The organism is Methylobacterium brachiatum (assembly GCF_020523825.1).
Classification (GTDB): Bacteria; Pseudomonadota; Alphaproteobacteria; order Rhizobiales; family Beijerinckiaceae; genus Methylobacterium; species Methylobacterium brachiatum.
The window spans coordinates 537,437-562,537 of sequence record NZ_JAJALK010000003.1; the positions used below are offsets into that span (position 1 = coordinate 537,437).

Sequence of the window (25,101 nt, forward strand, 5' to 3'; positions counted from 1 at the left end):
TTACTGATCTTACTCTTGAATTATTTCACTTTAGAGAATCGGATCTAAGCGGATGCTGTTGAGTAATTTCAGCATAAGAAATTTCAGAAATTTTCTACAGGTCGATATCCCTCTCTCGGGAAACATCGTTATCCTGGGGGAAAACCGCATCGGAAAGAGCAATCTCCTGTTCGCGATACGCTTGGTTCTCGATCCTACGCTTCCGGACTCGGCGCGTCAGCTCAAGATGTCGGACTTCTGGGATGGTGCGGCGCCCGACTACGGCAGTCCGATCGAAATCCATCTGGATTTCGCGGAATTCACGACCGATTTCGGTCTGCTCGCCTTATTGACGGAGTATCGTGTCGCCGGCGATCCGACGATTGCGCGACTCAGCTACATCTTCCGGAAGAAGGCCGACGTCGCTGGAATTCCGCAGTCGAGCGACGACTTCGAATTTGTCGTGTTCGGCGGCGGCGAGGAGTCCCGGCCGGTGCCCAGCAAGGTTCGACGCCGGATCGCAATCGACGTGCTCGACGCGTTGCGCGATGCCGAAGGGCATCTCGGCACATGGAGAGGTTCGCCACTGCGCCCCCTTCTTGAGGACGCGATTTCGAGCGTGACCCGCGAGGATCTCGCCGCGGTCGCGGCCGATCTCGACAAGGCCACGAAGACGCTGGAGGCGTTTCCGACGATCAAGGTGCTGGAGAACGAGCTGCGCGCCGGCATCCTTCATCTCTCCGGCGAAGCGCATGATATCGATCCACGTCTGGGATTCGCGCCGTCCGACCCGCTGCGACTGTTCCGGGCGATCGCGATGTTCATCGACGGCGGCAAGCGCGGCATCGCGGAGGCGAGTCTTGGATCAGCCAACGTCGCCCTGCTGGCGTTGAAGCTGGCCGAATTCGCATGGCGCCGGAGGAAGAACGAGCGCAACTTCTCCCTGCTGTGCATCGAGGAACCGGAGGCGCACCTTCACCCGCAGCTGCAGCGGTCCGTCTTCAAGAAGCTGTTCGCTTCTGCGGATGCCGCACAGGCATTGATCGTCACCAGCCATTCCCCGACGCTCGCCGCGGTCACGCCGCTGCGGTCGATCATCCAGCTGAAAGGACGGAACCGGTCGACGCAGGCATTCTCCCTTGCCAACCTGCCGGTGACGTCCGACGAGTTGGACGATCTCGAGAACTACCTCGATGCCACGCGAGCGGAGCTGCTCTTCGCCCGCGGCGTGATATTCGTCGAAGGCGACGCCGAGGAGGCGCTGGTTCCCGTGTTCGCCTCGGCTCTCGGACAAGTATTGGATGATCTCGGCATCACGGTGTGCAACGTCGCCGGCACGAACTTCGGTCCATACGTCAAGCTCGCCGAAGCTCTGGGCATGCCCTACGCGGTGATTACCGACTGGGATCCTTTGGATGGTGCCAAACAACCGCTCGGAAAAAAGCGTGTGATCGATCTCTGGAGCGATGTGCTGAAGGTGCGTGGGCAGCCGCCCATCCATCCCGCGCAGCGGACAGCGTGGGAGGCGCTCCAGTTCGTGTCGTTCGCATCGACCTGGGCCGGTGCCGGCATCTTTCTCAACGAGCAGACATTTGAAGTCTCCGTCGCGAATACGCCGTCGCTGCTGAAGCCTCTCCTCGACATCCTCGATGAGCAGGGCTTCGGATCCACCCGAAGCACCCGCATAGCGAACTGGAGGGCAGGCTCGGCCCCCGTCGACGCGTCGCAGCTGCTGGCCATGGTGGCGGACATCGGTAAAGGCCGGCTGAGCGCGAAGCTCGCGAAAAAGGCGGTTGGTCTGGCTCCACCCGACTACATCACCGATGCAATCCGCTTCGTGGCCGGCCGTGTCCAGTAGTCGGTTGCTTCTTCAGGCGCTCGAGGAACTCGCCGCGAATCCGGAGCAGTCGGCGGCCGTACGCGAGACCGGGCATTGCGTGGTGCTGGCGGGCCCAGGCAGCGGAAAGACCAAGACGCTGACTACCGCAATGGCGCGCGCGCTGGCGGAGGACGTGGTTGAACCACGCGGCGTGGCATGCATCACCTACAACAACGAATGCGCGATTGAGCTCGAAATGCGGCTGGCGCGCCTCGGCATGGAAGCTGGCGACCGCGTCTTCGTCGGTACGGTTCACGGCTTTGCGCTTAGCCAGGTGATCGCGCCGTACGCCCGATGCGTGCCGATCGGACTGCCCGCCGATTTCCGGGTCGCGAAGCGCGCCGAGATGCGCGCGTCGGTGGAAGCCGCCTACGCGGTCGCGATCGCCGGCACGGACGACCCTCATCGCCGATGGAGCTTCGCCTCGGAGAAGCGTCGTCGGGACGTGGATCGCACCCGACCGGAGTGGCGGGGACGCAATCCGGAGCTCGCGATGTTCATCGAAGCATACGAGTTCAAGCTTCGGCAGCAAGGCTTGATCGATTTCGATGACATGCCACTACTGGCCTATCGCATGATCAAGGAGCATGACTGGATACGCGACGCGCTTCGCGCCCGCTTTCCCATCCTGTTCGTCGACGAATATCAGGATCTCGGCCATGCACTGCACGAGCTCGTTCTCCTGTCGTGCTTCGGCGGAGGCATCCGATTGTTCGCGGTCGGCGACGCGGACCAGTCGATATATGGTTTCACGGGAGCGAACCCGGAACTGCTCGAGGGCCTGACCGAACGACCGGATGTGCGAACGATCAGATTGCGCTTCAACTATCGGTCCGGCAGGAAGATCGTCCGCGCCTCCCTAGGCGCGTTGGGCGAGGAGCGCGATTACCGGGAACGTGCAGGCGCGCCCGAAGGCGAGCTCACCTTCTGGTCGACGACCCAGGGCCTCGATATGCAAGCGCGGGCGATCGCCGAGACGGTTGTTCCCAAGCTCGTGGAAAAAGGCATTCCGCTCGACGAAATCGCCGTGCTGTACCGAGCCGCATACCTCGGCGACAAAGTCGCGGACGCCCTGAAGCAAGCCGACATTCCCTTCGTGCGGACGGATGGAAATGCGCTCGTACGACGTAGCTCGCGTCTCGCTCGCTTCATCGAGGACTGTGCGCGCTGGGTCGTCGGGGGCTGGCGGGATGCGGACCCGCGATACAGTCGTCTGATCTATCGAGCATCGCTGCTCGTCTTCGGCAGGCACGCCACCGCCGATGAAGAGCGATTTCTGTCGGAGCAACTCATCGGCTTCCTTCAATCGACGATAGGACATGTCGACGGCACGCATGCTTGGCTGCAACGCTTCGATCGCGAGCTGATATCCTCTTGGCGGTCAATTGGCCGTAATTCGGAGCAGGAGTGGGATGTCTGCGTCGAGATGATCGCCAACACCGATCCGGCTTCGAGTCTCGATATGCCGCTCGGCCATTTCGCCGGCCGCGTGGGCGGAACCGGTCGCGTCAATCTGAGCACGTTGCACAGCGTCAAGGGAAGGGAGTTCGATGCCGTAGTCATGTATGGCGTGAATGCACGAGACTTTCCCAGTGAACGCGACAAAAGGACCGCCGGAGCCCTGCGTGAGACTCGCCGCCTGTTCTATGTGGGAGTTACCCGACCACGGAAAGAGCTTGGGTTGATATTTCAAGAAAATCAACAATCACCCTGGGTGAACGAACTATACCAGAGGAGTAAAGCCGATGACTCGGACGCGGGAGTTGGTCTCTGAAGGATCTGACGAATTGTACCGGTCCTCACCGTTCCGATCGGCTGTCTGGATTCCTGCCGAAAGCATGAGCTGCACCGGACCGGCCTCCGGATTGTCTCGCCGCGCCTGAGGCCGCGCGAGCAACGGGCAACGAACTCCGCCGACAGCCCAGACCTCGACCGCGCCGCGTACCCTGCATGCCGCCCCGCGTGCAGAGGCCGAGATCACCACGAACGCCGACCTTTAACGTTTGTCGACACGGCTCGGGTCGATTTGTTCGCGCGAAGCTTGAAACCCGTCGATACGGGCTGGCGGTCAGATCGGAACCGGCTCACGAACGCGACTGTTCACGTCGGTTCCGCCTGGGACGGAACTCCGGCTCGTCGCGGCCGTCCCTGTCGCTGCGGGCGAACGCCCGCGAGAAAGAGCGCGACGGCTGCCCGACAGCGCTTCTCCTGCGCCTCCGGGTCGCCCTGGATGCCGTACAGCGCCTGCTTGGAACTGCGTCCGGGCACAAGGTTGAGGAACAGGTCCGCGGCGATCTCGACGTCGTCGACGGCGATCTGGCCCCGTGCGGCCATGACCTCCAGGAGCGGTGCAACCGCGCGCACGCCACCCAACCATCCTTCCTCGTAGGCGAGCCGCGCGAGGTTGGGAAACTGCAGCGCTTGCGCGACGATGTAGTGCGTGAGCGTGGCCGATCCTGGATCCTGGCTGCAGGCGAGCAGGAACCGGCTCAATTTGTCCAGCACAGCCTTCGCCTCCTGCGGTGCCGCCTTGAGAGCCTGCACTTCGGCCGCAGACGCGATACTTCGGCCTCAAAGGAACATAGCGTTTTCTTTCATATTCACTTTCCGATGCTCGCCGCGGCGGTTGCCCAGCCGGCACGAAATGCGCGGCGTTGATCGGCCGCCGCGCGCGGGATCATGGACGTCCTGCCGTCCTGCACGCACGAAGTCGCCTCCGGTTTATGAAAGGATCGGAGTTGGCCCACAGCGGCGCTGCCCCAGCGTGCGTGCGGATGGGCGGAGGCTCACCGGAGGATCAAAGCGGCGGCTCTCGGCGAATGCCGCCCCCATCCGGAGCTCGCTCGGGGCCCCGCGCGCCCGCCAACCGCGAGGCGGGCACGGTACGAGGGATGTCGTCTGGGGCTGCACCTCAGGCCGAAGCTCCTCGACTGGCCGCTCGCGCAGCCTCAGGCGACACGAGACAGTTCAGAGAGCGGTGAGAAAATTCCGGTGCATTCCACACCGAAATCACCTCAGCCCTTCATCTCGTCGAACCGCGGCTTCGATCCGTGGGCGAACTTCGAAGTTTTGAAAAGCTTGATGCCGACACCGTCGGCGTCGGCGTTCCGGAATTCTATGCCGCCGGCCGAAAGCGTGGCAACCAAACGCTCGAGGGTTTCGGGCTTCGGTGTGCTGGTACCGAGTTCCAGTCCGGCGATACTTCTCTTGGCGACGCCGGAGCGGACGGCGAGCTCCTTCTGTGTCCAGCCGAGCATCGCCCTGGCGCCTCGGATCTGCGAAGCTTCCACTTTGGCCGCGGAAGATACTTGACGCGGACGCATCTCTGGTGCAGCCTGCGAATCGCTGGAAGACGGAGCCGGAACGCCAATTGCGGAAGGCGTCTGTCCAGAAGACCTGATCTTTGGCCGACCTGCAAGTCCGTCGAAATGGGTCCACGCCGTTGCTACGGCGATTCCTTCGATGCTTGTCGAAGACGACGCGCTTCCTTGGCGCCGCAGGCGAGAGGAAGCGACGGCACCCCGAAACTTGGCAGCCTTGTTCCTCCGCTCCTTCGGCGGATCGGGAGATTGTGCCATGTCGAAGTCGTACACCGGATCTGGTGACGCCATCGTCGGCGGCATCCATGACAGCCTGTGTCGCAGCATCCGCATCGCGGGCGAGCGCATCCGATTGGCCCGCGAACTCGAGATCGTCGCGAGATCGCGCGACGACGTCCTGTCCGTCCTTCCCAGGGGGTTGGAGGACATCCAATCCTACAGGAAGCTCGCCGACCACGGCTTGGCGCACGCAACAGTCCGGCGCGCCCAAGGAACTGTGATCGTCCTGGCGGCGGCCGGTCGCGTCTGGCGGCGGCCGGATCTGAGACGTCGGCTGATCGCGGTCAAGCGCGACGCCCGCCGTATCGGCCGACGCGTCGTGCTCGTCACGGGAAGGGGCTTGCTCCGCTTGGCCGGGTGCAGACGCGACCCGCGAAGCCTCTCGCCGTCCCGTTCCCTGGACTGACCCTTTCGTCGTCCTTCGAGCGGCTTGCTTCGATCCTGGCGCGCGAACGCTATCGAACCTTTCCGGACCCGACAGGTGCCTCATGCGGAACGAGAACGTCGTCGTGTTCCCGACCGGACGACCGATGCCACGACTCACGAACGACCGAGGAAGAGTCGCGACCATGGCACGGAAGCTGGCGTCCGCACTTCGGCGCCGGCAGTCCGTATCCGGGCGCCAGCCTCTCTCCATCGAACTTCGCGATCTGACCGGCGTGGCCGACGAGACGGTGGACATGTTGTCGGCTCTCGCCCGAAGCCGGGTCCTCACGCCTGCCACGGCGGCGAGACTAGCGATGCGTCATGCTTTCGAGATCGGGCGCCCCTGGTCGGAAGCCGCCGGTGCGCACGACGCGCGGCCTCACGGCCAGCGATTCATTTTCGCCGGTGACGTGTTCGGGCGCTTCGCGATCAGAATCGAGGACCGGGCGAGCTGTGCCTGGGTGGCTCGGAGCGGGTTCGCCGATCTCGACCTGCTGTGCGGTCTGTGCCCTCCAGAAAGCGGTACGCTTCAGCTGGTGCACAGCCTGGATCCGAACGGCCGTCCTACGATCGATGTGAGCATGGCACGACTTCGGCTCGACGATCAGAGGCGCGCAGACCACGGACAGGATCCATCCGAGAAGCGGCAGGTTGTTTGGGTGGGCGGGCTGCCTCTCTCGGCACAGCGCCGGGCCCTGGCCGTCGCCGGCATCGAGGACGCGCTGCGGCACGGCGGAACGCAGGTTCGAACCGCCGCGCCGTGGTCATGCAACTTTCCAGCCGGGGAGGTGGAGCGCGCACGCGAAGCCCGCCGTCACCTCTTTCTCATCGGAATCGCGTGTCCCGGACTCGTCGGAACGACCGGGGGAACGAGATGAGCGGCCAGGGTCCGATCCCGTCCCTCGGCCGTTCGAAGGGCACGCAGCGGCCCGCGGAAGGCGGGCCGACGACAAGCGTCGCCTTCGCGGAAGATCGCCCGTCAGGCATCCTCGCGATGCTTCGGCTTCTCGACTCTAGCCGTCGAGCGGTCGATGTCGACCCGGACGAGGCCGAGCCGGGTGCCTCTTCGTCCCACCTACCCGACGACCCGGCCGAAATCGCAGCGGCGATCCTGTTCGGTCGCGCCATCGAGCGGGACCCCGCGATACTGGATCGGATCCGGGAGCGCTCGCCGGTACTCATCGTGGATTGCCCCGACGACAGCTGGCTCGAACCGATGACGAACGTCCTCGTACGAGGTTTCGGGTCCGGATCCACGCTATGGAAGCGAACGCCCGGCATGCAGCGAAGTGCCGGCCAGGCGGTGGTCGTGAAGGGGCGGTCCGACGACGTTCGGATCAGAGCCGAGACGCCGGGCGTCGACGTCGGACGAGCGTTTCGGAACTTCCAAGCCTTGATCTGCGTCGCGGCCCCCGGCCGATCACGGCTGCCCTTCGAAGTGGAACGATCGTGGGAGGAGCGGATCCCGCTCGGCCCGCTCGAGCCCGACGATTTGACCATGATTGCAGCCCGGATCGTCGGGTCGGATCCGAAGACGACCGTTCCTGCTTCGATCGCGGCGCGGGTCGACGCGACGGATCTCCGGATCGCGCTGCATGCCTCCCGGGGAGCGGACGGGTCCATCGACCGGCTCAGGGCGATCGTGGAACGCAGAGTTTCGAAGCCGCCGGCCGCTCCTACGCCGCGTCTGTCGCATCTATCGGGTTACGGCGCTGCGGCCGAATGGGGGATCGCTGCAGCGGCAGATCTGGCGGCGTTCGGCAGAGGTGAGCTGCCCTGGGCGGATTGCGAGCCCGGTGCGCTACTGAGCGGCCCGCCGGGCGTCGGCAAGACCATTTTCGCATCGGCACTGGCGAGAGAAGCGGATGTACCTTTCATCGCAGGTTCGTTGGCACAGTGGCAGGCGGAAGGCGAAGCGCACCTTGGGACCACGCTAAAGGCGATGATCGGCTTCTTCCGCGAGGCGCGAAAAATGGCGCCTTGCGTCGCGCTCGTCGACGAGCTCGACTCTTTCGGAGATCGCCGCAAACTCGCGGATTACAACCGCAGCTACGGGGTCCAGGTCATCAACGGCTTCCTGGAATGTCTCGACGGCGATGGCGGCCGGGCCGGCGTGCTGATGATCGGCGCGACCAACGACGCCACTCAGATCGATCCCGCGATCCTGAGAGCGGGACGATTCGATCGGGTGATCGCGATCGCCCGGCCCGCCCTCGAGGAACTGCCCGCCATCCTGCGCCACCATCTCGGATCGGATCTCGTCGCCTCCGATCTTCGGCCCATTGCCCGAAAGGCGTTGGGCGGAACCGGCGCCGACTGCGCCGCCTGGGTGCGGCGCGCCAGAGGCCGGGCCCGCCGCGCCGGACGGCCTCTCGTCGAGAACGATATCCTCGTGGAGATCGCAGGCTCAGCCGGACGCGCACGAGTCGAGGACGAGAGACGGGTGGCGATCCACGAATGCGGGCATGCCGTAGCCGCGCGGTCGCTCGGCCTGTCGATCGGCGATCTGGTCCTGCGCTCGCCCGGACACGGGGGGGGCGGCTACATGGGCTTTGCGCCCCCCGGGGTCGTGACCCGACACGTGCTCCGGAACATGCTCATCGTTCTCATGGCGGGACGTGCGGCCGAGATACTCGCGTTCGGCGACCCTTCCGCCGGAGCCGAGGCGGATCTCCTCGCCGCAACGACGCTCGCGCGCGACATGCACGTCCGCTGGGGTTTGGACCGGCGGCTGTCGGCGGATGGCGGACGCATGGTCGACCCTGCGGTGGGGACTCTCGTCGAGAGGGCGCTGCGGTCGGCGGCGAAGTCCGCGCTGGCCCTCCTGGGGACCCGACGTGAACGACTCCTGGAACTGGCCGAGATGCTCGAATCGCGAAGGTCGCTCGCCTCGGTCGAAGTCGAGGAGTTTCTCCGCTGACGTTCCGATGATCGGCGACGCGACCCGCCGGTCCTCGATGCGGTCGACGACCGGAGGTGCGTCGCCGACCGGTCGGTCCTTCCGATCCAAGTAGCGCGATCGTCGCGACGAACCGATCGCGACTCCCAACATGATGTGCAGGAGGAATCGCGATGCTGGAGAAACGTCCGCGTCCGTTCCGAGGAATGATGGCCGGCACACGGGACGAAGGGTACGTCTCACTCGAGTTCGTCTCATCGGGCGTCGCGCTCCATGCATGTCCGATATGGTCGATGGATCGTCTGCTGGACCTTCCTGCAATGCTTGGTCCCGGCTTGTACATCCTGGTCGGGATGCCGGCACCGCAATCGACGAAGCTCAGAGCTGTAGTCGGCGAATCGGGCATGCTTCAAGAGCGTCTCGCCGCACACGCCGCTGACCCGACGCTCGATTTCGTTTGGGACGCGTGCGTCGCGACCGGGCCGCGCATCATGAACGAGACCGTTCGACTGATCCTCCAGCGCGCGTTCGTCGACGAGATCGCCAACCATGGTTTCGCGACGATTGCGAACAGGCAGGACGCGGAGAGGTTCACGGCCACGGAACACGACATCGCCACGGCGGCGCAGGTGACCGAAGATCTACGCCCGCTCCTCGACATGGCGATGCCGGGACTCGTCGCGGCGGTCGAACCGGTGAAGGCGCCGATCGGCGCGCGTGTGGTCATGGCCCCGCGCGGCCTCGATCCCCTCGGTCTCGTCCGAACCACACATACGATGCGTTGGCGGGGCGCGCTGGCGACCGCGACGATGCGCGGCGGTGAAACCGTGCTTCTGCCCGGCTCGCGGATCGTCGCGGACGTATGCGCGAACACGCAGTGGTTGCGGGAGAAGCGGATCGAACTGATCGGATCCGGCGTCCTCGTGCCCGGCGACGACGCGCGGTACCTCACCGTCGCCGCCTTCGTCACTTTCCGCAGCGCACGCGAAGCGACCGCCTTCGTCACCGGCGGGGCGTCCGCGTCCGCGCGTCTCACCTGGATGCCGATCGATGAACTCTGAAGCTCCCGGCCCGGATCCGGACGCGTTCGGAGGCGACCGGCCTCGGGCCGCAGACCGCGGCCAGCGGCATGAGCGTCCAAGCCGCGGCCGGATCGACGACCGTGCGGATCCTCTTCGACGCCTCGTCGGAAGGCCGGCGGTCGATCAATGGGCCGACGACGAGATCGTGACCCTCGAAGAGGCGCGCGCTCTGTTCTTCCCGAACGGCCCGCTGACGGTCAAATCGCTTCGTTCGGCGGTCCGTCTCGGTCAACTCGCATCCGCTTCGATCGCAGGCAGGCTCTACACGACGCCTTCGGCGGTCCGCTCGCTTCTCGAGCCGCAGCTTCGTCGGGATGCGAAGGACACGTGCGGATCGGCCGAAAGCATGGACGACCGAAGGAGCCCGCGATCGGATCGAGAGGCGGAGGTGCCGTCCGTCGCCCGCCGCCGGGGTCGCAAGCCGAAGCTGCTCCATCGATCCTGGTAAGTCGCGCTGAATCTCTACCGCCGGCTTTTAGAAGTGAGACTATGGTCTCATCAACCAGACTCCAAAGCGAGGTCCGGCGGAGGGAATAGAAGATCTTCCCGTTAACATCTCGAGAACGACTGCACCTTGATGTTCCGCTGACCGAAGCAAGGGATCGGGCCATGGCTGGAAGAAGGAAACAGGCGGGTGCGCGGCTCTGGTTGCGCAAGCGCGACGAACAGGATTCTTCAACGTGGATGTGGTATATCATCGACGGAAAAAATCAGCTCAGTCTGGGCCTGTTCTGGGATCCGCATGACCCCGACGGTACGAAGGCTGATCTTCTGCTTTCCGAGTACAAGGTGGACAAAGCGAAAGGGCCGCGAACGGCGGCGGCGCCATCCAATGCGGATGAGATTCCCCTCGACGACATCCTCGACCACATGGAGGCGTCCAACCCTGAAAAGGCGGGCGCGACGGATGCAGAGATCCGCAATCGCACGAACCTCCTGTTCTGCATTTCCGAACTTCGAAAATACTGGAGCGGAAAGTACCTGTCCGATGTCACGGCGCAATCCAGTGTTGAATACCGCAACATCAGAACGGGTGTGCGCTGGAAGAATCAGACGAAGGAGTCCGATTCTTCCAAGATCCGCGTAACCGGAACACAGTCGGCTCGCAGAGAGCTCGAGGTTTTGAACTCGGCGATCCAGCGCTATGCGCGCGAGAAGAACCTAACCGCGATCAGACAGGCCGAGCTTCCGCCGAAAGCTCAGCCTAGGGACGAGTGGTTGACCTACGACGAGGTCGCCCGCCTCCTCCTAGCGTGCCGTGGGCGTCGTTGGGATCCCGAGGCGGACGACTGGATTCGCGACGCTCGCGGCCGTCTCGTCATCAAGGATCCCTACACACGGCGCCGACGTGCCGGGATCGCCCGTTTCATATTGCTGGCAGCTTGGACCGGAACACGGCACGACTCGGTGCTCCGATTGCGCTGGAAGAAAAACGACTCGGCCGGATACGTTTCAGGCGATCTGAGGACATTGTTTCGCAGAGGTGATCGCGAGGCCGATACCTCGAAAAGCCGCAATCCTTGCAGAATCCCAACATCGCTTCAGGCACATATACGTCGTTGGCAGGAGAACGACGACAAGCGCGATCTTCTGAACATCGTCCATCAGCAAAATGGTACAGGTTACAATGCGTACATTCAAATAACCTTCAAGCAGATCGTCAAAGACGCCGGACTGGACCCCGAGCGCATCACCCCTCATACTCTCCGGCACACTTGCGCGCACTGGATGAAAAACGAGGGGGTGCCGATCTGGGTTGCGGCGGACTACCTCTCGATGACGGTGGAAACTCTCGAGAACGTCTACGGTTCGCATACGCTCGACTCCCACGAGTTGGTCGTGGACGCATTCGCTCATCGAAAGCGGCAGGTGTCGCCGGACCGCCGGAGCAATGCATCCGCAGCTCCCGTCACATTACGGGTGCCGAGCGACCCCGGCAGATCCAATGGTCGTGGTGACAGATGGACGCGCGATTGGCGCATGTCCAAGCGACCGAACCGGCGACGTACGCCATGATCCCGTCGTTCGCGGCTCTGCCGTTCGACAGGGCGACCGCTCTGGCGCTGATCGATCCTGTCGTCCATGCACGACCGGACGTTCCTCCCTCAGCGCAACGCTGTCTTGCGGCTGCTCTGGCCGTCTCCATAGGAACAGGGGCAGGACCGGACGAGCTATGCGCCGTCCACCCTCACGATCTCGGGACAGAAGCCGGCATCGCGACGATCGTGGTCGGTGCGCGCCGCTCGATCCACGGCCGGGACGCCGCCAGAACGGTTCCGCTGCTCAAGCCCGTCCGGAACGTTCTGGAAGCGTACATGCGCGACCGCCGGAAATATGCGACCGGCGGGAACGGCCTGTTCATGTTGTCGGCGAAGCAACCACTTGGCGCGGCCGATCTCAGGACTGCGATCGCGCGCTGCGCTCGGGACAGGTCGCTCGGAAAGGGTGCGCAGATCCGGTCGGCGCGGCTCACCTTCGCCGCGGCACTCATGCGGGCCCAGGCGACCGAGGATCTCGTCGCCTACCTGACTGCGCGCGGCGGACGGGCCCGACGCTCGAGAGAGGAGTTCTATCTGCGGCAGAGGTCGCCGCACTTCGTACTGCGCCTGCTCAATCGGCATCACGTCTTCGGCGCCCGTTACGACGAAGTCGCAGGTTCGGCGGCGGCTCGGTCGGTCGGCGAAGCTCCGGTATCTCGGTCCGGGGACGATCCGGATTCCGTTCCGGCTCCCGGGCTGTCGACCTGGAAGGTCGGGACTCAACGATGAAAGGCGATCTCCGGCGAGGCGGTCGGTTTCGAAGCCGCCCGGAAGTCCGTGTCGCCGAAGGCGATCGGCAGTCGCACGCCGGGATCCGGCGCTGGCTTCGGACGGGACCGCTCGGTGACGTCGTTCGAGCCGCGATCAAAGGAATCGCGCCCGTGCGAGTTTCGGGCGCGCGCGGGAGGATCGGGGCCCAGTTGCCGCACGATCCGTCCCGACGACGGCCGACGATGGCCGATGTCGCATCGCCGCGTTCGGAGGCGCGATCCTGCCGACCTCGATGCGCTCTGTCGCCCCCCATCCGACCACGGTGTCGGAACGAAGGACATCGATCATGTCGGTCCTGCACAAGGGTCCTGGCCCTTTTCCCGAACTCGCCCGCATCGCTGCCCGCCATCGTCGGTTGGCGGAGGATCTCGAACGCATCGCCGGCGGCCACCATCCCGGTGCCGACGATTTGAGGGATGCGCCACTCCTGATGGAATGGAGGCTTCGCTTGGCTCCCGCGCCACACCTCGTCGGCATCGTGCTCGGTCATCCTGTCATACCGGACGGAGAACTCTGCAGAACCAGCGAACTGTTCACGCTCGAACCGGACTTGGGTTACGCGCGCACGAGGTCGAGGTTCTACAGGCTGGGAGAAAGGGCCAACTGAACTCCGCTAGGCGGCGCGACGATCGTGGCTGCAGGTCGCTCCTGGCCGGTTCTCCTGCCGGCCTTGCCGGCGGCTTCCGGAAGCCGGCTGTTTGCATCTCGGGTCGGACGCCTGGGGATCCCGATTCCCTTCTCCGTGCGGGCCCACGTCGCCTGCGAACGCGTGGGCAGCCCAGCGTGGTCGGCTCGGCCGAGACCGTTGCCGATCGGAAGCCGGACGGCGCCGCGCCCGGCACCCGCCGCCGAATCGCGAATTGCGCGAACGAGGCTCCGGGCACGACGTCCGACGCGAAGTGGCGATTGCTGCCGCATAGAATGGCCGGCGCTTCATGAGGCTTCGATGGTTCCGTCGCGGATGAGATACGGGGAGGCGGCGCACGCTCAGGTTGGGCGCCCCGTCCGATCGGGCCGCATGGGGCTTAAGTGCCGTCGCCCGTCCGCCCGGCCGCGCCACTCCTTCGGATCGCGCGGCCGGACGTCGATCGGACGCGGGCCGAGGTTGCCGGCCCGCGTACGCACGAACGGGGCATCCAATTGCCAAAACCATTGCCAAAACCCATTTTTCGGCTCGGTTCCGCTCTGCGTGATCGCGATCTACCTCATGGGGCCAACCTCGCTCGACTCCGGCGCCGCACATCGCGGCCCCGCCTGGAGCGGCGGTCGAAGTGCGGCCTCCGCTCCTTCCGGTTCCTTCCGGTGCCCTCCCGTGCCACGGTATCGATTGCCTGGCAATGGATTGCCCTGTTCCTTTTGGCCGTCCAGACCTGATGGAACGGTGCACCAAACCCGCCGGCCTCGGCCCGATGCACGATCGCGCAATAGTCTCGGTCGATCGTTCCTTTGTGACGGCCGCGAAGTCTGCCTCCGAACGTACTACCTCAGATTGCGGAGCGCCCGAATGAGGGCGCGAGGTCGGAAGCGGATCGAGTGCCGGAAGTTCGGCATTTAGCTTCGCGTTCGGCGTACCGTCGTCCGATGAAGTTCTCGTGGAAGGGACATGGTGGCTTCCGAGTAAGGTCGCTCTCCGGCGCGGCTACCGGCCGGAAATCAATGCTTGGTATCCGTAGCGAGGGGCTGCTTCCGACCAGGCTTTCGGATGGTCTGATTGCCGGCAATCTGATTGGCGCCGGGACGACCGAGAATGGCCGAAAGCCGCTGATCCGCTTTGCCGTAAGTACGCCGGAGAAGCGGGCAGTCGGGCGCCTGCACCCGCTTGCACGATCGACAGCGGATCCCCGCGGTATGTGCAGCACAAAGACAACGCACCGACGCGCCTCGATGAGCCGCGCGTCCATGGTGGTCGTCATGTCCGGCTCCTCTCCGCCTGCGCATCGGCCTAACCCACCGGAGGATGATCCAGGCGAATGAAATGGCGGCCGAGCCTGCGTCCAGCCGCCTCAGGACTGGTCATCCGGAGCTCAAGCGTCGGCGAGAACCGGAGCGCGGTCCTCGGTCTCGGGCGCGTTCAGGACGAACGTCACCAGCAGCACCGCCGCGCCATTCGCCCAGTAGTAGATCGCGTCGAGGCCCTCGAAGCCAAGCACGAACGGCGCGACGATGAAGGTGGCGCCGACCAAGCGATCGACCGCCACATGCAGCCAGTAGGGCAGCACGCGGATGACGCCGGTCTTGTGGTCAGTGAGGAAGGTCAGCGCGAAAGCGGCGACGCCAGTCGCGACCGACAGCCACAGCGCCAGCGGGTTGGTCTTGCCCAGTCCCAGCAGGAACGGGGTGATTATCAGGCTCAGCGCCACCGGATAGTCGAGGTAAGCGTGGACGGTCTTGGTGACGAAACGGAAGTTCATGACACTCTCCTGTTGGCTTTGCGAACGCTCGTCATGGCGAGGCCGCAGTTGATGGACGTCGAGGGAGTCGGACGCGGCGGCTAGTAAGACGCCGCGTCCGCCGTGGGTCAGGCCGCCAGCGCGACGTCGACCTTGGGGAAGTCGATGTCGGTCAGCGCGACGTTGTTGGTGAAGTTGGTGAGGACATTGATCGCCACATTGGCGATCACCTCGACGAGCCGGCCATCGTCGAGGCCGGCCGAACGGGCGGCGGCGATGTCGGCGTCGCTCACGTGGCCCTTCGCCTCCGCCACGCGCTGGGCGAAGGCGGCGACCGCGTTGTCGAGCGCGTCCTGCGCCTTGCCGTGGCGGGCGGCATGGACGCCTTCGGGCGTCAGGCCCGCGCCCTTGCCCATCAGCGTGTGGGCGGACAGGCAGTAGTGGCAGCCGTTGGCCTGTGCGACGGCAAGCGCGATGATCTCGCGCTGCTTGGCCGTCAGCGCGCCCTTGGCGAGCGCGTCGGAGAAGCCGAGATAGCCGTTCAGCACGGCGGGCGACTGCGCGAAGGTGGTGAACAGGTTCGGCACCATGCCGATCTTGGCCTTCACGGCCGAGAGCGTCGCCTGGACTTCGGCGGCGGCATGGGCGGTGTCGATGGGAGCGATACGGGGCATCGGCGAGATCCTCGTCTTGGTTTGTGCGGCTTGCACGCCCGCTCTATGCCGAACGACGCGGTAGCGTAGGTCCCGAGAACGTTGCCGATCGTCCCGATGGATCACCTCGCCGCCCTCTTCGCCCACGCCACGCCCACCGCGCGGACCTTCTTCACGGGCAACCTATGCCAGGCGGTAGAATTCGCCGAAGGCGGCCATCTGCACTTCCTCAACGCCGGCACGCTGACGCTCGCGCAACGTGGCGAGCCCGACCTTATGCTCTCAGAGCCGACGCTGCTGTTCTTCCCGCGCAGCCGCACCCACCGCTTTCTCGTCGACCCCGAGCGTGGCGCCGACCTTGCCTGCGCTGCCGTCGACCTCGGCGGCGAAGCGGGTAGCCCGATCGGCGAGGGGCTGCCGGCGTTCGTGGTGCTGCCGCTCGCCAGCCATCCCGCGCTCGGGCCGACCTGCGACCTGATCGTCGACGAGGCCTTCGCGGAGGGCGACGGCCGGCAGACGGCGCTCGACCGGCTGTTCGATTACCTGCTGATACTGATCGTGCGGCACGTGGTGAGGAGCGGTCTCGTCGACGGCGGCGTCCTCGCGGGGCTCGCCGACACCCGGCTGGCGCGTGCGCTCACCGCGCTGCACGAGGCGCCGGGCAAGCCTTGGTCGCTCGAGAACCTCGCCGAGGTGGCCGGCATGTCGCGCACCCGTTTCGCGGAGCGCTTCCGCGTCGTTGTCGGCCGGACACCGATCGACTATCTCACGCTCTGGCGGATGACAGTGGCGCGCCAGCGCCTCGCCAAGGGCAAGTCTGTCAAGAGCGTGGCCGCGGAGGTCGGCTACGACAGCCCCGCTGCGTTTTCGCGGGTGTTCTCCCGCATCGTCGGGCACTCACCGCGCGAACAACAGGACAGCGCATCTCCTGAGTAAGCCTGCTTTGATGCATCCGCCCTCCGGGAGCGGTCGGGCGGAAATCCACCCGTCCAAGGCGTTCAGCTACCCCTTGACGTCAGCAGGAGCTGGCCGATTCGGTCCGCCCGCTTCGGAGAAGGGCCGCCGGAACAGCGAACGCTCCGCTTCCGACCCAAGTCAGGCGAACACGCCGCCGCCCATTGAGCGCCGTTGCGTCTGAGGGTCAGCCCGCCCGCGTGATCGGCCGGGCGAAACGTTGCTCCAGCACCTCTACCCCCCATTGCTGTCCGGGCCGCTCCTCTACAAGCCGGAAGCCGTGCGACTCGTACAGGTGACGGGCGGCATGTAGGCCCTGGAACGTCCAAAGGTGGACGGCGTCGAAGGCCCGCAGCTCGCAGAAGCCCACAGCGGCGGTCAACAGCCTTCTGCCGACGCCGCCACCGCGCAATCCGTCATCGACGATGAACCAGCGCAGATGCGCGATGCCCGCGCCGATGTCCTCGCCGTCGATGGCCACCGTGCCGACGATCTGCCCCCGGCGAACCGCGAGCCAGAGGCCGTTGCAGGGATGATCGAGTCGATCTGCGAAATCGGCCAGACCTGCGGCGATGCGTGCCTCGAACGCGCGTCCGAACCCCGCAATCCTCGCGTAGTGCTGGGCGTGCATCTCCGTGCAGCGCGCGAGAGCACCGCTCTGGTAGCCGGCCACGAGGGTCACTTCGGGCGGATGCGTCGAGACCTCGGGCGCCCCATCCGTCTGTCGCAGATCGTGCGTCATCGTTCAGCTTAGTCCCCCGGGCGGTGCGCCGACATCATGTTATCCAACCCTCGCCATTCCTGGTCTGGAGTCCTCCGCGACCCGACCGATCCGCCTGTCATGGGTGAAGGCATCCGATGAACGAACAACCGCGCCGGCGCTTCTCGGCGGTCTCCCGAGCCTGCGGGCTGGATCGTCCAATAACGCCGTGCTCTTGGCTGTGGCCCAACCAGGCGATCACGGCTTGAGCCGCCGGGCGCCGGCAGATCGATCGAGATTGCGGCGCAAGAAGCGGGATGCGCGACCCCGTGGACGCGGTGCAGACCGGATGGCCTTCCGCGACTGAACCGTCCCGCCAAGTCCACTTCCGTGAACCGCAGCATGACCGCGTCCGAGCAGACGATTCTGCTCGCCCTATCCGTACGTTGGGGCGGATCGTTCTTCCTCACGCGCGTCGCGCTCTCGGTGCTGCCGCCGACGACCCGCTCCGCCCGAGGCGGGAACCTCCGGCCGAGCCGTTGCGGAGAACGGCGGCTGCGCCTTTCTCGTATGCCATCGTGAACCCCGATCGTTGCTGTGGCTGCATTCTCCGGGACCTGGTCGCGCAATGCCGGTGCTGCTCAGCCGCGCGTCCTGGCCTGCTCGCCGAATCGGGGCGATGCCGTCATCCGGGGGAAGGCGCGCTCGACGATGTCACCCACGCGGTCGGGCGCGCAGATCGGTCCGAGCACCTCACGATAGAGCGGATCGGAGATCACCGTGGCCGACCCGACCAGGGTCGCCACGAACTGGAACATCAGGAGGTCGAGGTCCACCTCGACCATCCATCCTGCGGCCTGCGCCTGCCGCAAAGTTGCCCTCTGCTTCTCGGCGAACCGCATCATCTTGGCCTTAAGGCCCGGGCTCGCGCATCGGACGACCTCCGGGTTCCGGACCGCGTTGTAGTGTGCGGGGTGTTCGTTGGCCCATTGCAGATAGGCGCTGGCGAGCGAGCGAAGCTGTTCGACCGGATCACCGCCCGATGCGGCCATCGCCGACTCAGTCGCCGCGATCAGCCTGTCCACGCCGTCCTCCGCCAGCGCGGCGAGGAGGTCCGTCCGGGTCTGGAAGTGTCTGCCGGGTGCAGCGTGCGAGACGCCGAGGTCGCGGGCGAGCGCCCGCAGACTCAGCGCCTCGATTCCCTCCGCACCTATCACCTCGGCCGCCCGTTCGAGCAGCGCATCGCGCAGGTTACCGTGATGGTAACGCCGCGCGCCGGATGGGCAGCAGGATTCGCGATCCAATGTTGACACAGCCTACAAAGGCTCCCAGTTGTGTGTTGTCGCTGACAACATAGCGGGTCGCGGCGCCGTGGCAATGATCCGAGGAGATCATCGTGTCGTCCCTTCCTCAAAGCACCGAAGTCCTTATCTGCGGCGCCGGCCCCGTTGGCCTCACGCTCGCTCTCGGCCTCGCGAAGAGGGGGCGTCAGGAGCATCGTCGTCGATCAGAAGCGGGAGCTGGACACTCACTCCCGCGCAATCGCGCTGTTTCCACGGACGCTGGAAATCTTTCGGTCGCTCGGCGTGGTCGAGGATTTGATCGTCAGCGGCGAGCAGTCGTCCCACCTCCGGCTGCGCCGCGCGTCAGACCGCAAGACCCTCATCGACTTCGACTTCGGAACCTACGACCCGATCACGCAGTGTAACTACTTGCTCGCCATCCCTCAGAACCGCACGGAGCGCGTCCTCTTCGAGCACGCCCAGCGCAACGACAGGATCGAGCTGCGTATGGGATGCTCGTTCGTTCGATTCGAGGACGATGAGGCCGGCGGGTGCGTGCATGTTCGTCTTCGCGAAGGGGAAGGCGTCGAGAGCGTCGTCGAGGCGCGATTCCTCGTGGGGGCGGACGGTTCCCACAGCAGCGTTCGGCAGCAGCTCGGCTGGGAGTTGCAGGGTAAGACCTACGCGACTCGAGCCGTCCTTGCCGATGTCGAGGTGAGCGAGGAGGCGGACACCGCGGACGGGTGGCTCGCCGAGCCCGATCGCCCGTCGCTCCTTATGTCGATCCGGTATGCGCCGCGGATATGGCGCTTGATCGAGCAGGGCATTCCCGACACGCTGACGGACGCCGAGCTCGCCGATCACGCGCGAGAGCTGACAGAGGTTCTGTTCGGCGAGGGGGCCTGGCGGAAGACGGTGTGGACCTCGGCCTACCGCAAGCACGAGCGCGTGGCGCCTCATTTCCGGAGCGGGCGCGTGCTGCTGGCGGGGGACGCCGCGCACCTCAACAGCCCGGCCGGCGGGCAAGGTCTGAACACGGGCATCCGCGATTGGACTTGCTTCAGTTTAGTGGAGAGCGGTGTGGTGGGCGATGCCCCTTTCGAATTGGGTGGGGCTGGTGAAGCCGAGCGCCGAGTGACGGCGTCGGGGATTGTAGAAGCCATCGATGTAACGGGCCAGCGCGTCGATGGCCTCGGCTCGCGTCTGGAAGGCGGTGCGCCAGACCAGTTCGCTCTTCAGCGTCTTGAAGAACGTCTCGACCATCGCGTTGTCAAAGCAATTCCCCTTGCCAGACATCGAAATCACGATGCCATGTCCTCGTAGTTCCGCCTGATACTCATTCGCACAGTACTGACTGCCGCGGTCGGAATGATGCAGCAAACCTGGTCCGGGCTGCCGGACGACGAGGGCACGTCGCAGCGCAGTCAGCGCGAGCTCCTTGTGAAGACGGTCGCCCACCGCCCAGCCCACGACCCGTCGAGAGTACAGGTCGAGGACCACCGCCAGGTACAGCCAGCCCTCCCGCGTCCAGATGTAGGAGATGTCGCTCCCCCACTTCCGATCCGGCCCAGCCGCCGTGAAGTCCTGGTCGAGGTGGTTGGGCGCGATCGGGAAGGCGTGGCCGCTGTCCGTCGTGCGTCGGAAGCGGCGCGGCTGGCGGGCCTTGAGCCCGTTCTCCCGCATCAGCCGGGCCACGCGTCGCCGGCCTGCCGCCAAGCCCTGCTCGCGCAACTCATGCGTCATGCGCGGGCTGCCATACGTCTCGTGCGAGAGCGTGAAGGCGGAGCGAACATGGGCAAGCAGCACGAGGTCCTCGCGCTGCCGTGCCGAAGCCGGACGATTCTTCCAGGCAAAGTAGCCGCTCGGACTGACGTCGAGGACCTTGCACAGGCGCGCGACCGGGAAGTCCTTCTTCGCCGCGTCGACGAGGCGGAACCTCATCGACTTCCCTCTTTGGCGAAAAAAGCCGTGGCCCGCTTCAGGATCTCCCGCTCCTGGCGCAGCACCTCGTTCTCGCGGCGCAGGCGCTTGAGCTCGGCGGCCATGTCCTCCTGCCGTTCCGCCGGCGGGTGGTCCATCTCCCGCTCACGTCGGCCGTCGATCCAGTTGCGCAGCGTCGAGAGCCCGACGCCTAGATCGGCGGCGACTTCCCGGCGGGACCGCCCGCTCGTCTGCGCCAGTCGCACCGCCTCGGCACGAAACTCAGGGGTAAAGGTTTGCTTCCGGTCTGACATCGGAACCCTCCTCCTTCAGGAAAAGAGCTCTCCACTTTTGCGAGGCAAGTCCAATGTCGGGCTTGTTCTGGTGGTCGGCGCCGACGATCCGGATGGCGACCCCGGGCAACAGCGCCGCCGCCTCCTCCGCGGTCATGCGGGCGGCCAGCTCCGAGCCCGCGCCCGACTTGTCCGCGTAGACGCTCGATCGGTCGCCGAGCACACCGATCTTGACGACGCCGTCGGAGAAGGCCTCCGCGGCCGGAGCACCGGTCGGGACGAGGGCCGCCGCGAGCGCGCGGAACGCGGCGGCGCGGCCGCGCGCGCCGAACCGTCCGGTCATGGTCGTCCTCCCCGTGTCGTGACGCTCGGGCTTCGGAAGCGTGGTCGCGGCGCTCAGCCGCCGCGGCGTCCCTGGCCGAACAGGATGGCCTTCGACTCCTCGGTGACGGTCGGAGTCGAGTTGACGGCCTTACCGGCCGCGTAGGCGCGCTGCACGGAGGGGCGCACCGCCAGGGCATCGAGCCAACGGCGGACGTTCGGGTACTCCTCGATCCGCTGACCCTGCCGTTCCCACAGCAGGCATCACGGGTAGGCCGCCATGTCGGCGATGCCGTATGCGTCGCCTACGATGAAGGGGCGATCGGCCAATCGCTCGTCGAGGACCCCGTAGAGGCGCGACGTCTCCTTGACGTAGCGTTCTATCGCATAGGGAATGCGCTCGGGCGCGTAGTGGCTGAAATGGTGATTCTGGCCGAGCATGGGGCCGAGCCCGCCCATCTGCCACATCAGCCATTCCAGCGTGGTCTTGCGGCTGCGCCGGTCGTCGGGCATCAGGCCGCCGAGCTTCTCGGCGAGGTAGATCAGGATCGCGCCGGACTCGAAGACCGGAACGGGCTCGCCGCCGTCGGCCGGCGCGTGATCGACGATGGCCGGCATGCGGCCGTTCGGGGAGATGCGCAGAAAGTCGGGTTCGAACTGCCGGCCCTCGCTGATGTTGACCGGCACGATCCGGTAGGCCGCTCCAGCCTCCTCCAGCGCCAGCAGGATCTTGTAGCCGTTCGGGGTCGTCCAGAAATGCACGTCGATCATGGCGGAGAATCCGATCCTTCGTTGGAGAGGTGGGCGCGAGCCGCCCTCGCAGCCAGGCCGTCGAAGAGGGCGAGCGACCGGTCGCGCCAGGCCGCGACCGGGTCGTCCGCCGCCAGGAGTCCGCGCGGCGACGAGCATCGAGCCCACTGGAACGCGGCGAATACGATGTAGTCGGCAAAGTTCGGGCGCTCGCCCCCCAGGAAGGGTTGCGACCGGATGGTCGCGCGGAGCGGCTCGAGGGAGGCCCGGAAGGCGGGCAGGGCCTGATCGGCGCCCGCCGCGACCGCCTCGAGCGTCGCCCCGAACCGCGCCTCCCGCGTGCGCCTGAAGTATTCTTGGTCGCGCTCGTGCAGGATGGTCCAGACGTCCAGCACGATCTGGCGCCCGATCCCGGGAATCACGACCCCGTCGCACCAGTTCCTGACGAACACGATCCCGGCTCGGGCCTCGCGCGGACCCAGCAGGGACGGCCGGTCGGGATACTTGGCGTCGAGATGACAGGCGATCGACCAGGAATCGACGATCACCGCGCCTTCGTCCACTAGGACGGGAACGCGATCCTGGCCCGAGAAGGCGATGGTCGCCTTGTCGGTGAAGCGCCACGGCACCGTGTCAGCCGAGAGGCCCTTGTGCGCAAGCGCCAGACGCACGCGCCAGACGAACGGACTGAACCGGACGCGCTCGTCGGCCGCCGCGAGATCGTAGAGCTTCAGCGCCATCGGACCCGTTCCACCGCGCCATTCAGGCCGCGTCGGCCTGCTGGACGGGTTCGGGCTTGCTCCACGCGTAGGCCTCGAACGCCGCGTCGAGGGGCGTGGCCGCGACGTGATCGATGTCGTTGCCGAGCACCTCGTACCCGATGGCGACGATCGCCTCGATCAGGTTCTCCCGCGTGTAGCCCGCCGCTTCGAAGCGATCGAGCTCGGCCTGCCCGACTTGGCCGCGAGTCCGGGTCATGGCGGCGGCGAAGCTGCGCAGCGTCTCGAGCTTCGGGTCGGCCAGCGGGTCGCCGTGGCGCAGCGCGGACAGGATTGCCCCGGGAATCCTCTCGCGCGTGGCGATCGGCGAGTGCACCGCCATGCAGTGATGGCACTCGTTCTCGTAGTCGATCGCCCGCAGGACGATCTGGCGTTCGAGCACGGACAGGGTGCGCCTGGCAAAGGTCGCGCCGGTCTGCCGATAGATTTCGTACATAACCGGCGACTCGGCCATGATCCCGTGCAGGTTCGGCAGGAAGCCGTAGCGCTCGAGCGAGTCGGCCGCGATCGGCTTCGACCGCTCGGGCGCGGTCCCGGGGGTGTGGATGGTCAGGTCCATGACGGTGCCTTCCTGCGATCAGTGGACGGGATTGAGGGCTGGCTCGCCGCGCAGCGCCGGGGCCACCTCCTCGGCGGTGCGCCTCTGGAGATCGACCAGCGATTCCTCCGAGTAGAAGGCGAGGTGCGGCGTCACGATGAGGTTGGGAACGGTCCCGATCCAAGTCTCCGCCGTCGGCGGCTCGGTCTCGAGGACATCAAGCGCGGCGCCGCCTAATCGCCCCGATGCCAGCGCCGCGCACACTGCGGGAAGGTCGACGAGGCCGCCGCGGGAGGTGTTGACGAGGAGGGCCCCGGGCTTCAGCCGCGCCAAGCTCTCGGCGTTGACGACGTGGTGCGTCTCGGCCTCCAGCGGCACGTGGAGCGAGAGGATGTCGGCCGCCTCCCAGGCCTCGTCGCGTTCGACGCGGCGGGCCCCCAGCCCCGCGATCGGGTCCTGAGGGACGAACGGGTCGCACACGAGGATGTCCAGGCCCAGGGCGCGCGCGATGCGCCCGAACCCGAGCAGGACGAGCGTGCGTCCGCGGAGGCGGTGGAGAGGCGCGACGGCGGCCACGTTCCACACGCCCGCGCGGGTCTGGTCGATCCCGCGGACCAGCCCGCGGGCGAGCGCCAGCATCAGCGCCAGGGTGTGATCGGCGACTTCTTCGATGCAGTAGTCCGGGACATTGGTCACCCGGATGCCCTTGTCCCGCGTCGTGGGCAGCGGGATCGTGTCCACGCCGATGCCGTAGCGCGCGATGATCGCGCAGCGCTCCAGTTGCTGGACGAGGGTCGGCGGAAGCCTCGCGTAGCAGTTCAGCAGAGCGTCGGCATCGCGGCAGACCTCCAGCAGAGCTTGCGGGTCCGTGGACGGCGCGACGACCAGATCGGCCAAGCCGTCGAGGATTGCGCGTTCGGGCTCCAGGTTCGGGAATACGTGGTCGGTGACGACGACCTTCCGCCTTGTCATGGTCAGCCCCGCCACGGCTCGAGAATGGCAAGGAGTTCCGCGTTGACGCGGTCGGGCCGCTCCTCTGGAGGCAGGTGCCCGCATTGCGGAATGGCGACGCCGCGCACGTCTCCGGCCATGCCCTGCCACACGGCCAGGACGTCGAAGGTCCGGCCCACGAGGTCGAAGTCGGCGCCCCAGATCGCGAGGGTCGGGCACGCGATCAGCCGGTCGGCGTCGGCCTCGTCCTGCGCGAGGTCGACCGGTCCTGCCCGGTAGTCCGCGAAGGCGCCGCGGAAGGCGCCGGGCCGAGAATAGGCGCGGACGTACTCCGCCACCGCCTCCTCGCCGATCGCACCCGGCGCGTAGGACCAGCTATCGAAGAAGTGCCGCAGGAACATCTCCTCGCGCCCTGCGACCAGCGCCTCCGGAAGATGCGGCACCTGCTGGAAGTAGAAGAACCAATAGAGCTTGGCGAGCCGCGCGTCCGTGGCCTGGAAGACCACGCGCGTCGGTATGTTGTCGATCACGACGAGGCGGTCGATGGCCTCCGGGTAGTCCTTGGCGAACCGTGTCGCGACACGGGCGCCGCGGTCGTGACCGACGAGGGCGGCACGCCCGATGCCGCAATGCGCCATCAGGGCCCGGACGTCTCCCGCCATCGACCGCTTGTCGTATCCCGTATCGGGCTTGTCGGTCGCGCCATAGCCGCGCAGATCCGGAGCGATGATTCGATACCGCTCGGCCAGGACGGGCCACTGATGGCGCCGCGCGAAATGCGTCTCCGGATAGCCGTGCAGAAGCAGCACGGCCGGGCCCGCACCCGCGTCGAGGTAGTGCATCCGGATGCCGTTGACCTGGGCCGTATGGTGCCGTGCATCCGGAGTCATGAGGG

At 66.1% G+C, this 25,101-nt stretch carries 22 protein-coding genes and 2 pseudogenes; 11 read left to right on the plus strand and 13 right to left on the minus strand.

All coding sequences use genetic code 11. The annotated features are described in order from the left end of the window. The first annotated feature begins 52 nt into the window (after nucleotides 1-52). Together LGR69_RS09655 and LGR69_RS09660 are read left to right on the plus strand one after the other, a co-directional pair. Complete coding sequence (locus LGR69_RS09655; RefSeq protein ID WP_043378416.1) at nucleotides 53-1,837, plus strand: ATP-dependent nuclease; 1,785 nt, start codon at nucleotides 53-55, stop codon at nucleotides 1,835-1,837. Further along, on the plus strand, nucleotides 1,803-3,632 hold the full coding sequence (locus tag LGR69_RS09660; protein ID WP_043378413.1) for an ATP-dependent helicase: 1,830 nt from the start codon (nucleotides 1,803-1,805) through the stop codon (nucleotides 3,630-3,632). The genes LGR69_RS09655 and LGR69_RS09660 overlap by 35 nt, the downstream gene beginning before the upstream one ends. Before the next feature lie 326 nt (nucleotides 3,633-3,958). Here LGR69_RS09660 and LGR69_RS09665 read toward each other — a convergent pair whose 3' ends face one another. Then, complete coding sequence (locus LGR69_RS09665) at nucleotides 3,959-4,363, minus strand: TetR/AcrR family transcriptional regulator C-terminal domain-containing protein (protein ID WP_230365904.1); 405 nt, start codon at nucleotides 4,361-4,363, stop codon at nucleotides 3,959-3,961. Between the two features lie 509 nt (nucleotides 4,364-4,872). Continuing rightward, the gene (locus LGR69_RS32020) at nucleotides 4,873-5,451 is read right to left on the minus strand and encodes a helix-turn-helix domain-containing protein (RefSeq protein WP_179239979.1); all 579 of its coding nucleotides are present in this window, start codon (nucleotides 5,449-5,451) and stop codon (nucleotides 4,873-4,875) included. Here LGR69_RS32020 and LGR69_RS09675 point away from each other — a divergent pair. The 7 genes from LGR69_RS09675 to LGR69_RS09705 all read left to right on the plus strand — a co-directional run bounded on the left by LGR69_RS09675 (nucleotide 5,435) and on the right by LGR69_RS09705 (nucleotide 13,281). Further along, complete coding sequence (locus tag LGR69_RS09675; RefSeq protein ID WP_043378410.1) at nucleotides 5,435-5,863, plus strand: hypothetical protein; 429 nt, start codon at nucleotides 5,435-5,437, stop codon at nucleotides 5,861-5,863. The two genes, LGR69_RS32020 and LGR69_RS09675, sit on opposite strands and share 17 nt — an antisense overlap. A gap of 163 nt (nucleotides 5,864-6,026) precedes the next feature. Continuing rightward, nucleotides 6,027-6,761, plus strand: a complete 735-nt coding sequence (locus LGR69_RS09680) for a hypothetical protein (protein ID WP_043378406.1) — start codon at nucleotides 6,027-6,029, stop codon at nucleotides 6,759-6,761. Next, a complete protein-coding gene (locus LGR69_RS09685) occupies nucleotides 6,758-8,803 on the plus strand; it encodes an AAA family ATPase (protein ID WP_051975897.1) in 2,046 nt (681 codons plus the stop codon). The genes LGR69_RS09680 and LGR69_RS09685 overlap by 4 nt, the downstream gene beginning before the upstream one ends. 272 nt (nucleotides 8,804-9,075) lie before the next feature. After that, entirely contained in the window at nucleotides 9,076-9,843 is a 768-nt protein-coding gene (locus LGR69_RS09690; protein WP_139239451.1) for a GIY-YIG nuclease family protein, read from the plus strand. 630 nt (nucleotides 9,844-10,473) lie between these two features. Then, a complete protein-coding gene (locus LGR69_RS09695; RefSeq protein ID WP_081948537.1) occupies nucleotides 10,474-11,880 on the plus strand; it encodes a tyrosine-type recombinase/integrase in 1,407 nt (468 codons plus the stop codon). Continuing rightward, a complete protein-coding gene (locus LGR69_RS09700) occupies nucleotides 11,877-12,632 on the plus strand; it encodes a tyrosine-type recombinase/integrase (protein WP_158713260.1) in 756 nt (251 codons plus the stop codon). Before LGR69_RS09695 ends, LGR69_RS09700 begins: the two co-directional genes overlap by 4 nt. Nucleotides 12,633-12,960: 328 nt before the next feature. After that, a complete protein-coding gene (locus LGR69_RS09705) occupies nucleotides 12,961-13,281 on the plus strand; it encodes a DUF6634 family protein (RefSeq protein WP_081948535.1) in 321 nt (106 codons plus the stop codon). 1,417 nt (nucleotides 13,282-14,698) lie between these two features. Here the strand turns inward: LGR69_RS09705 and LGR69_RS09710 are convergent. Continuing rightward, nucleotides 14,699-15,085: an SPW repeat domain-containing protein gene (locus LGR69_RS09710; RefSeq protein ID WP_043378397.1), complete on the minus strand. Its 387-nt coding sequence runs from the start codon at nucleotides 15,083-15,085 to the stop codon at nucleotides 14,699-14,701. Between the two features lie 107 nt (nucleotides 15,086-15,192). Then, entirely contained in the window at nucleotides 15,193-15,738 is a 546-nt protein-coding gene (locus tag LGR69_RS09715; RefSeq protein ID WP_043378394.1) for a carboxymuconolactone decarboxylase family protein, read from the minus strand. A 96-nt stretch (nucleotides 15,739-15,834) separates the two neighbouring features. Here LGR69_RS09715 and LGR69_RS09720 point away from each other — a divergent pair, with 96 nt between their 5' ends. After that, nucleotides 15,835-16,653, plus strand: a complete 819-nt coding sequence (locus LGR69_RS09720) for a helix-turn-helix transcriptional regulator (RefSeq protein ID WP_043378391.1) — start codon at nucleotides 15,835-15,837, stop codon at nucleotides 16,651-16,653. A gap of 205 nt (nucleotides 16,654-16,858) precedes the next feature. On the opposite strand, the gene LGR69_RS09725 is transcribed toward LGR69_RS09720, so the two are convergent. Both LGR69_RS09725 and LGR69_RS09730 read right to left on the minus strand, forming a co-directional pair. Next, complete coding sequence (locus LGR69_RS09725) at nucleotides 16,859-17,413, minus strand: GNAT family N-acetyltransferase (protein WP_051975895.1); 555 nt, start codon at nucleotides 17,411-17,413, stop codon at nucleotides 16,859-16,861. A 599-nt stretch (nucleotides 17,414-18,012) separates the two neighbouring features. Then, entirely contained in the window at nucleotides 18,013-18,684 is a 672-nt protein-coding gene (locus tag LGR69_RS09730) for a TetR/AcrR family transcriptional regulator (RefSeq protein ID WP_081948533.1), read from the minus strand. Nucleotides 18,685-18,819: 135 nt separating this feature from the next. Here LGR69_RS09730 and LGR69_RS32170 point away from each other — a divergent pair. After that, a pseudogene (locus tag LGR69_RS32170) lies at nucleotides 18,820-19,650 on the plus strand (FAD-dependent oxidoreductase); the annotation flags it as partial. A 69-nt stretch (nucleotides 19,651-19,719) separates the two neighbouring features. Here the strand turns inward: LGR69_RS32170 and LGR69_RS09740 are convergent. The 7 genes and pseudogenes from LGR69_RS09740 to LGR69_RS09770 form a co-directional block, all read right to left on the minus strand. After that, nucleotides 19,720-20,888, minus strand: a protein-coding gene (locus tag LGR69_RS09740; RefSeq protein ID WP_089231281.1) for an IS3 family transposase whose coding sequence is annotated in 2 segments (ribosomal slippage) — nucleotides 19,720-20,621 and nucleotides 20,621-20,888 — 1,170 coding nt in all. Because the reading frame shifts where the segments join, the coding sequence is not laid out codon by codon here. Then, nucleotides 20,857-21,210, minus strand: coding sequence for an ABC transporter substrate-binding protein (locus LGR69_RS09745; RefSeq protein ID WP_043378379.1), 354 nt, complete (start codon nucleotides 21,208-21,210; stop codon nucleotides 20,857-20,859). The genes LGR69_RS09740 and LGR69_RS09745 overlap by 32 nt, the downstream gene beginning before the upstream one ends. 53 nt (nucleotides 21,211-21,263) lie before the next feature. Continuing rightward, nucleotides 21,264-21,959, minus strand: a pseudogene (locus LGR69_RS09750) (glutathione S-transferase C-terminal domain-containing protein). After that, complete coding sequence (locus LGR69_RS09755) at nucleotides 21,956-22,678, minus strand: glutathione S-transferase family protein (RefSeq protein ID WP_051975893.1); 723 nt, start codon at nucleotides 22,676-22,678, stop codon at nucleotides 21,956-21,958. Before LGR69_RS09755 ends, LGR69_RS09750 begins: the two are co-directional and overlap by 4 nt. A 22-nt stretch (nucleotides 22,679-22,700) precedes the next feature. After that, a complete protein-coding gene (locus LGR69_RS09760) occupies nucleotides 22,701-23,276 on the minus strand; it encodes a carboxymuconolactone decarboxylase family protein (RefSeq protein WP_043378376.1) in 576 nt (191 codons plus the stop codon). A gap of 18 nt (nucleotides 23,277-23,294) precedes the next feature. Further along, nucleotides 23,295-24,227: a C-terminal binding protein gene (locus LGR69_RS09765; protein ID WP_043378923.1), complete on the minus strand. Its 933-nt coding sequence runs from the start codon at nucleotides 24,225-24,227 to the stop codon at nucleotides 23,295-23,297. A gap of 2 nt (nucleotides 24,228-24,229) precedes the next feature. After that, complete coding sequence (locus LGR69_RS09770; RefSeq protein WP_043378372.1) at nucleotides 24,230-25,096, minus strand: alpha/beta fold hydrolase; 867 nt, start codon at nucleotides 25,094-25,096, stop codon at nucleotides 24,230-24,232. Nucleotides 25,097-25,101: the final 5 nt, after the last annotated feature.

Coding starts and splice junctions, on each gene's coding strand:
- LGR69_RS09655 (WP_043378416.1), top strand. CDS start 53: ATGCTGTTGAGTAATTTCAGCATAAGAAATTTCAGAAATTTTCTACAG.
- LGR69_RS09660 (WP_043378413.1), top strand. CDS start 1,803: ATGCAATCCGCTTCGTGGCCGGCCGTGTCCAGTAGTCGGTTGCTTCTT.
- LGR69_RS09675 (WP_043378410.1), top strand. CDS start 5,435: ATGTCGAAGTCGTACACCGGATCTGGTGACGCCATCGTCGGCGGCATC.
- LGR69_RS09680 (WP_043378406.1), top strand. CDS start 6,027: ATGGCACGGAAGCTGGCGTCCGCACTTCGGCGCCGGCAGTCCGTATCC.
- LGR69_RS09685 (WP_051975897.1), top strand. CDS start 6,758: ATGAGCGGCCAGGGTCCGATCCCGTCCCTCGGCCGTTCGAAGGGCACG.
- LGR69_RS09690 (WP_139239451.1), top strand. CDS start 9,076: ATGGATCGTCTGCTGGACCTTCCTGCAATGCTTGGTCCCGGCTTGTAC.
- LGR69_RS09695 (WP_081948537.1), top strand. CDS start 10,474: ATGGCTGGAAGAAGGAAACAGGCGGGTGCGCGGCTCTGGTTGCGCAAG.
- LGR69_RS09700 (WP_158713260.1), top strand. CDS start 11,877: ATGATCCCGTCGTTCGCGGCTCTGCCGTTCGACAGGGCGACCGCTCTG.
- LGR69_RS09705 (WP_081948535.1), top strand. CDS start 12,961: ATGTCGGTCCTGCACAAGGGTCCTGGCCCTTTTCCCGAACTCGCCCGC.
- LGR69_RS09710 (WP_043378397.1), bottom strand. CDS start 15,085: ATGAACTTCCGTTTCGTCACCAAGACCGTCCACGCTTACCTCGACTAT.
- LGR69_RS09715 (WP_043378394.1), bottom strand. CDS start 15,738: ATGCCCCGTATCGCTCCCATCGACACCGCCCATGCCGCCGCCGAAGTC.
- LGR69_RS09720 (WP_043378391.1), top strand. CDS start 15,835: ATGGATCACCTCGCCGCCCTCTTCGCCCACGCCACGCCCACCGCGCGG.
- LGR69_RS09725 (WP_051975895.1), bottom strand. CDS start 17,413: ATGACGCACGATCTGCGACAGACGGATGGGGCGCCCGAGGTCTCGACG.
- LGR69_RS09745 (WP_043378379.1), bottom strand. CDS start 21,210: ATGACCGGACGGTTCGGCGCGCGCGGCCGCGCCGCCGCGTTCCGCGCG.
- LGR69_RS09755 (WP_051975893.1), bottom strand. CDS start 22,678: ATGGCGCTGAAGCTCTACGATCTCGCGGCGGCCGACGAGCGCGTCCGG.
- LGR69_RS09760 (WP_043378376.1), bottom strand. CDS start 23,276: ATGGACCTGACCATCCACACCCCCGGGACCGCGCCCGAGCGGTCGAAG.
- LGR69_RS09765 (WP_043378923.1), bottom strand. CDS start 24,227: ATGACAAGGCGGAAGGTCGTCGTCACCGACCACGTATTCCCGAACCTG.
- LGR69_RS09770 (WP_043378372.1), bottom strand. CDS start 25,096: ATGACTCCGGATGCACGGCACCATACGGCCCAGGTCAACGGCATCCGG.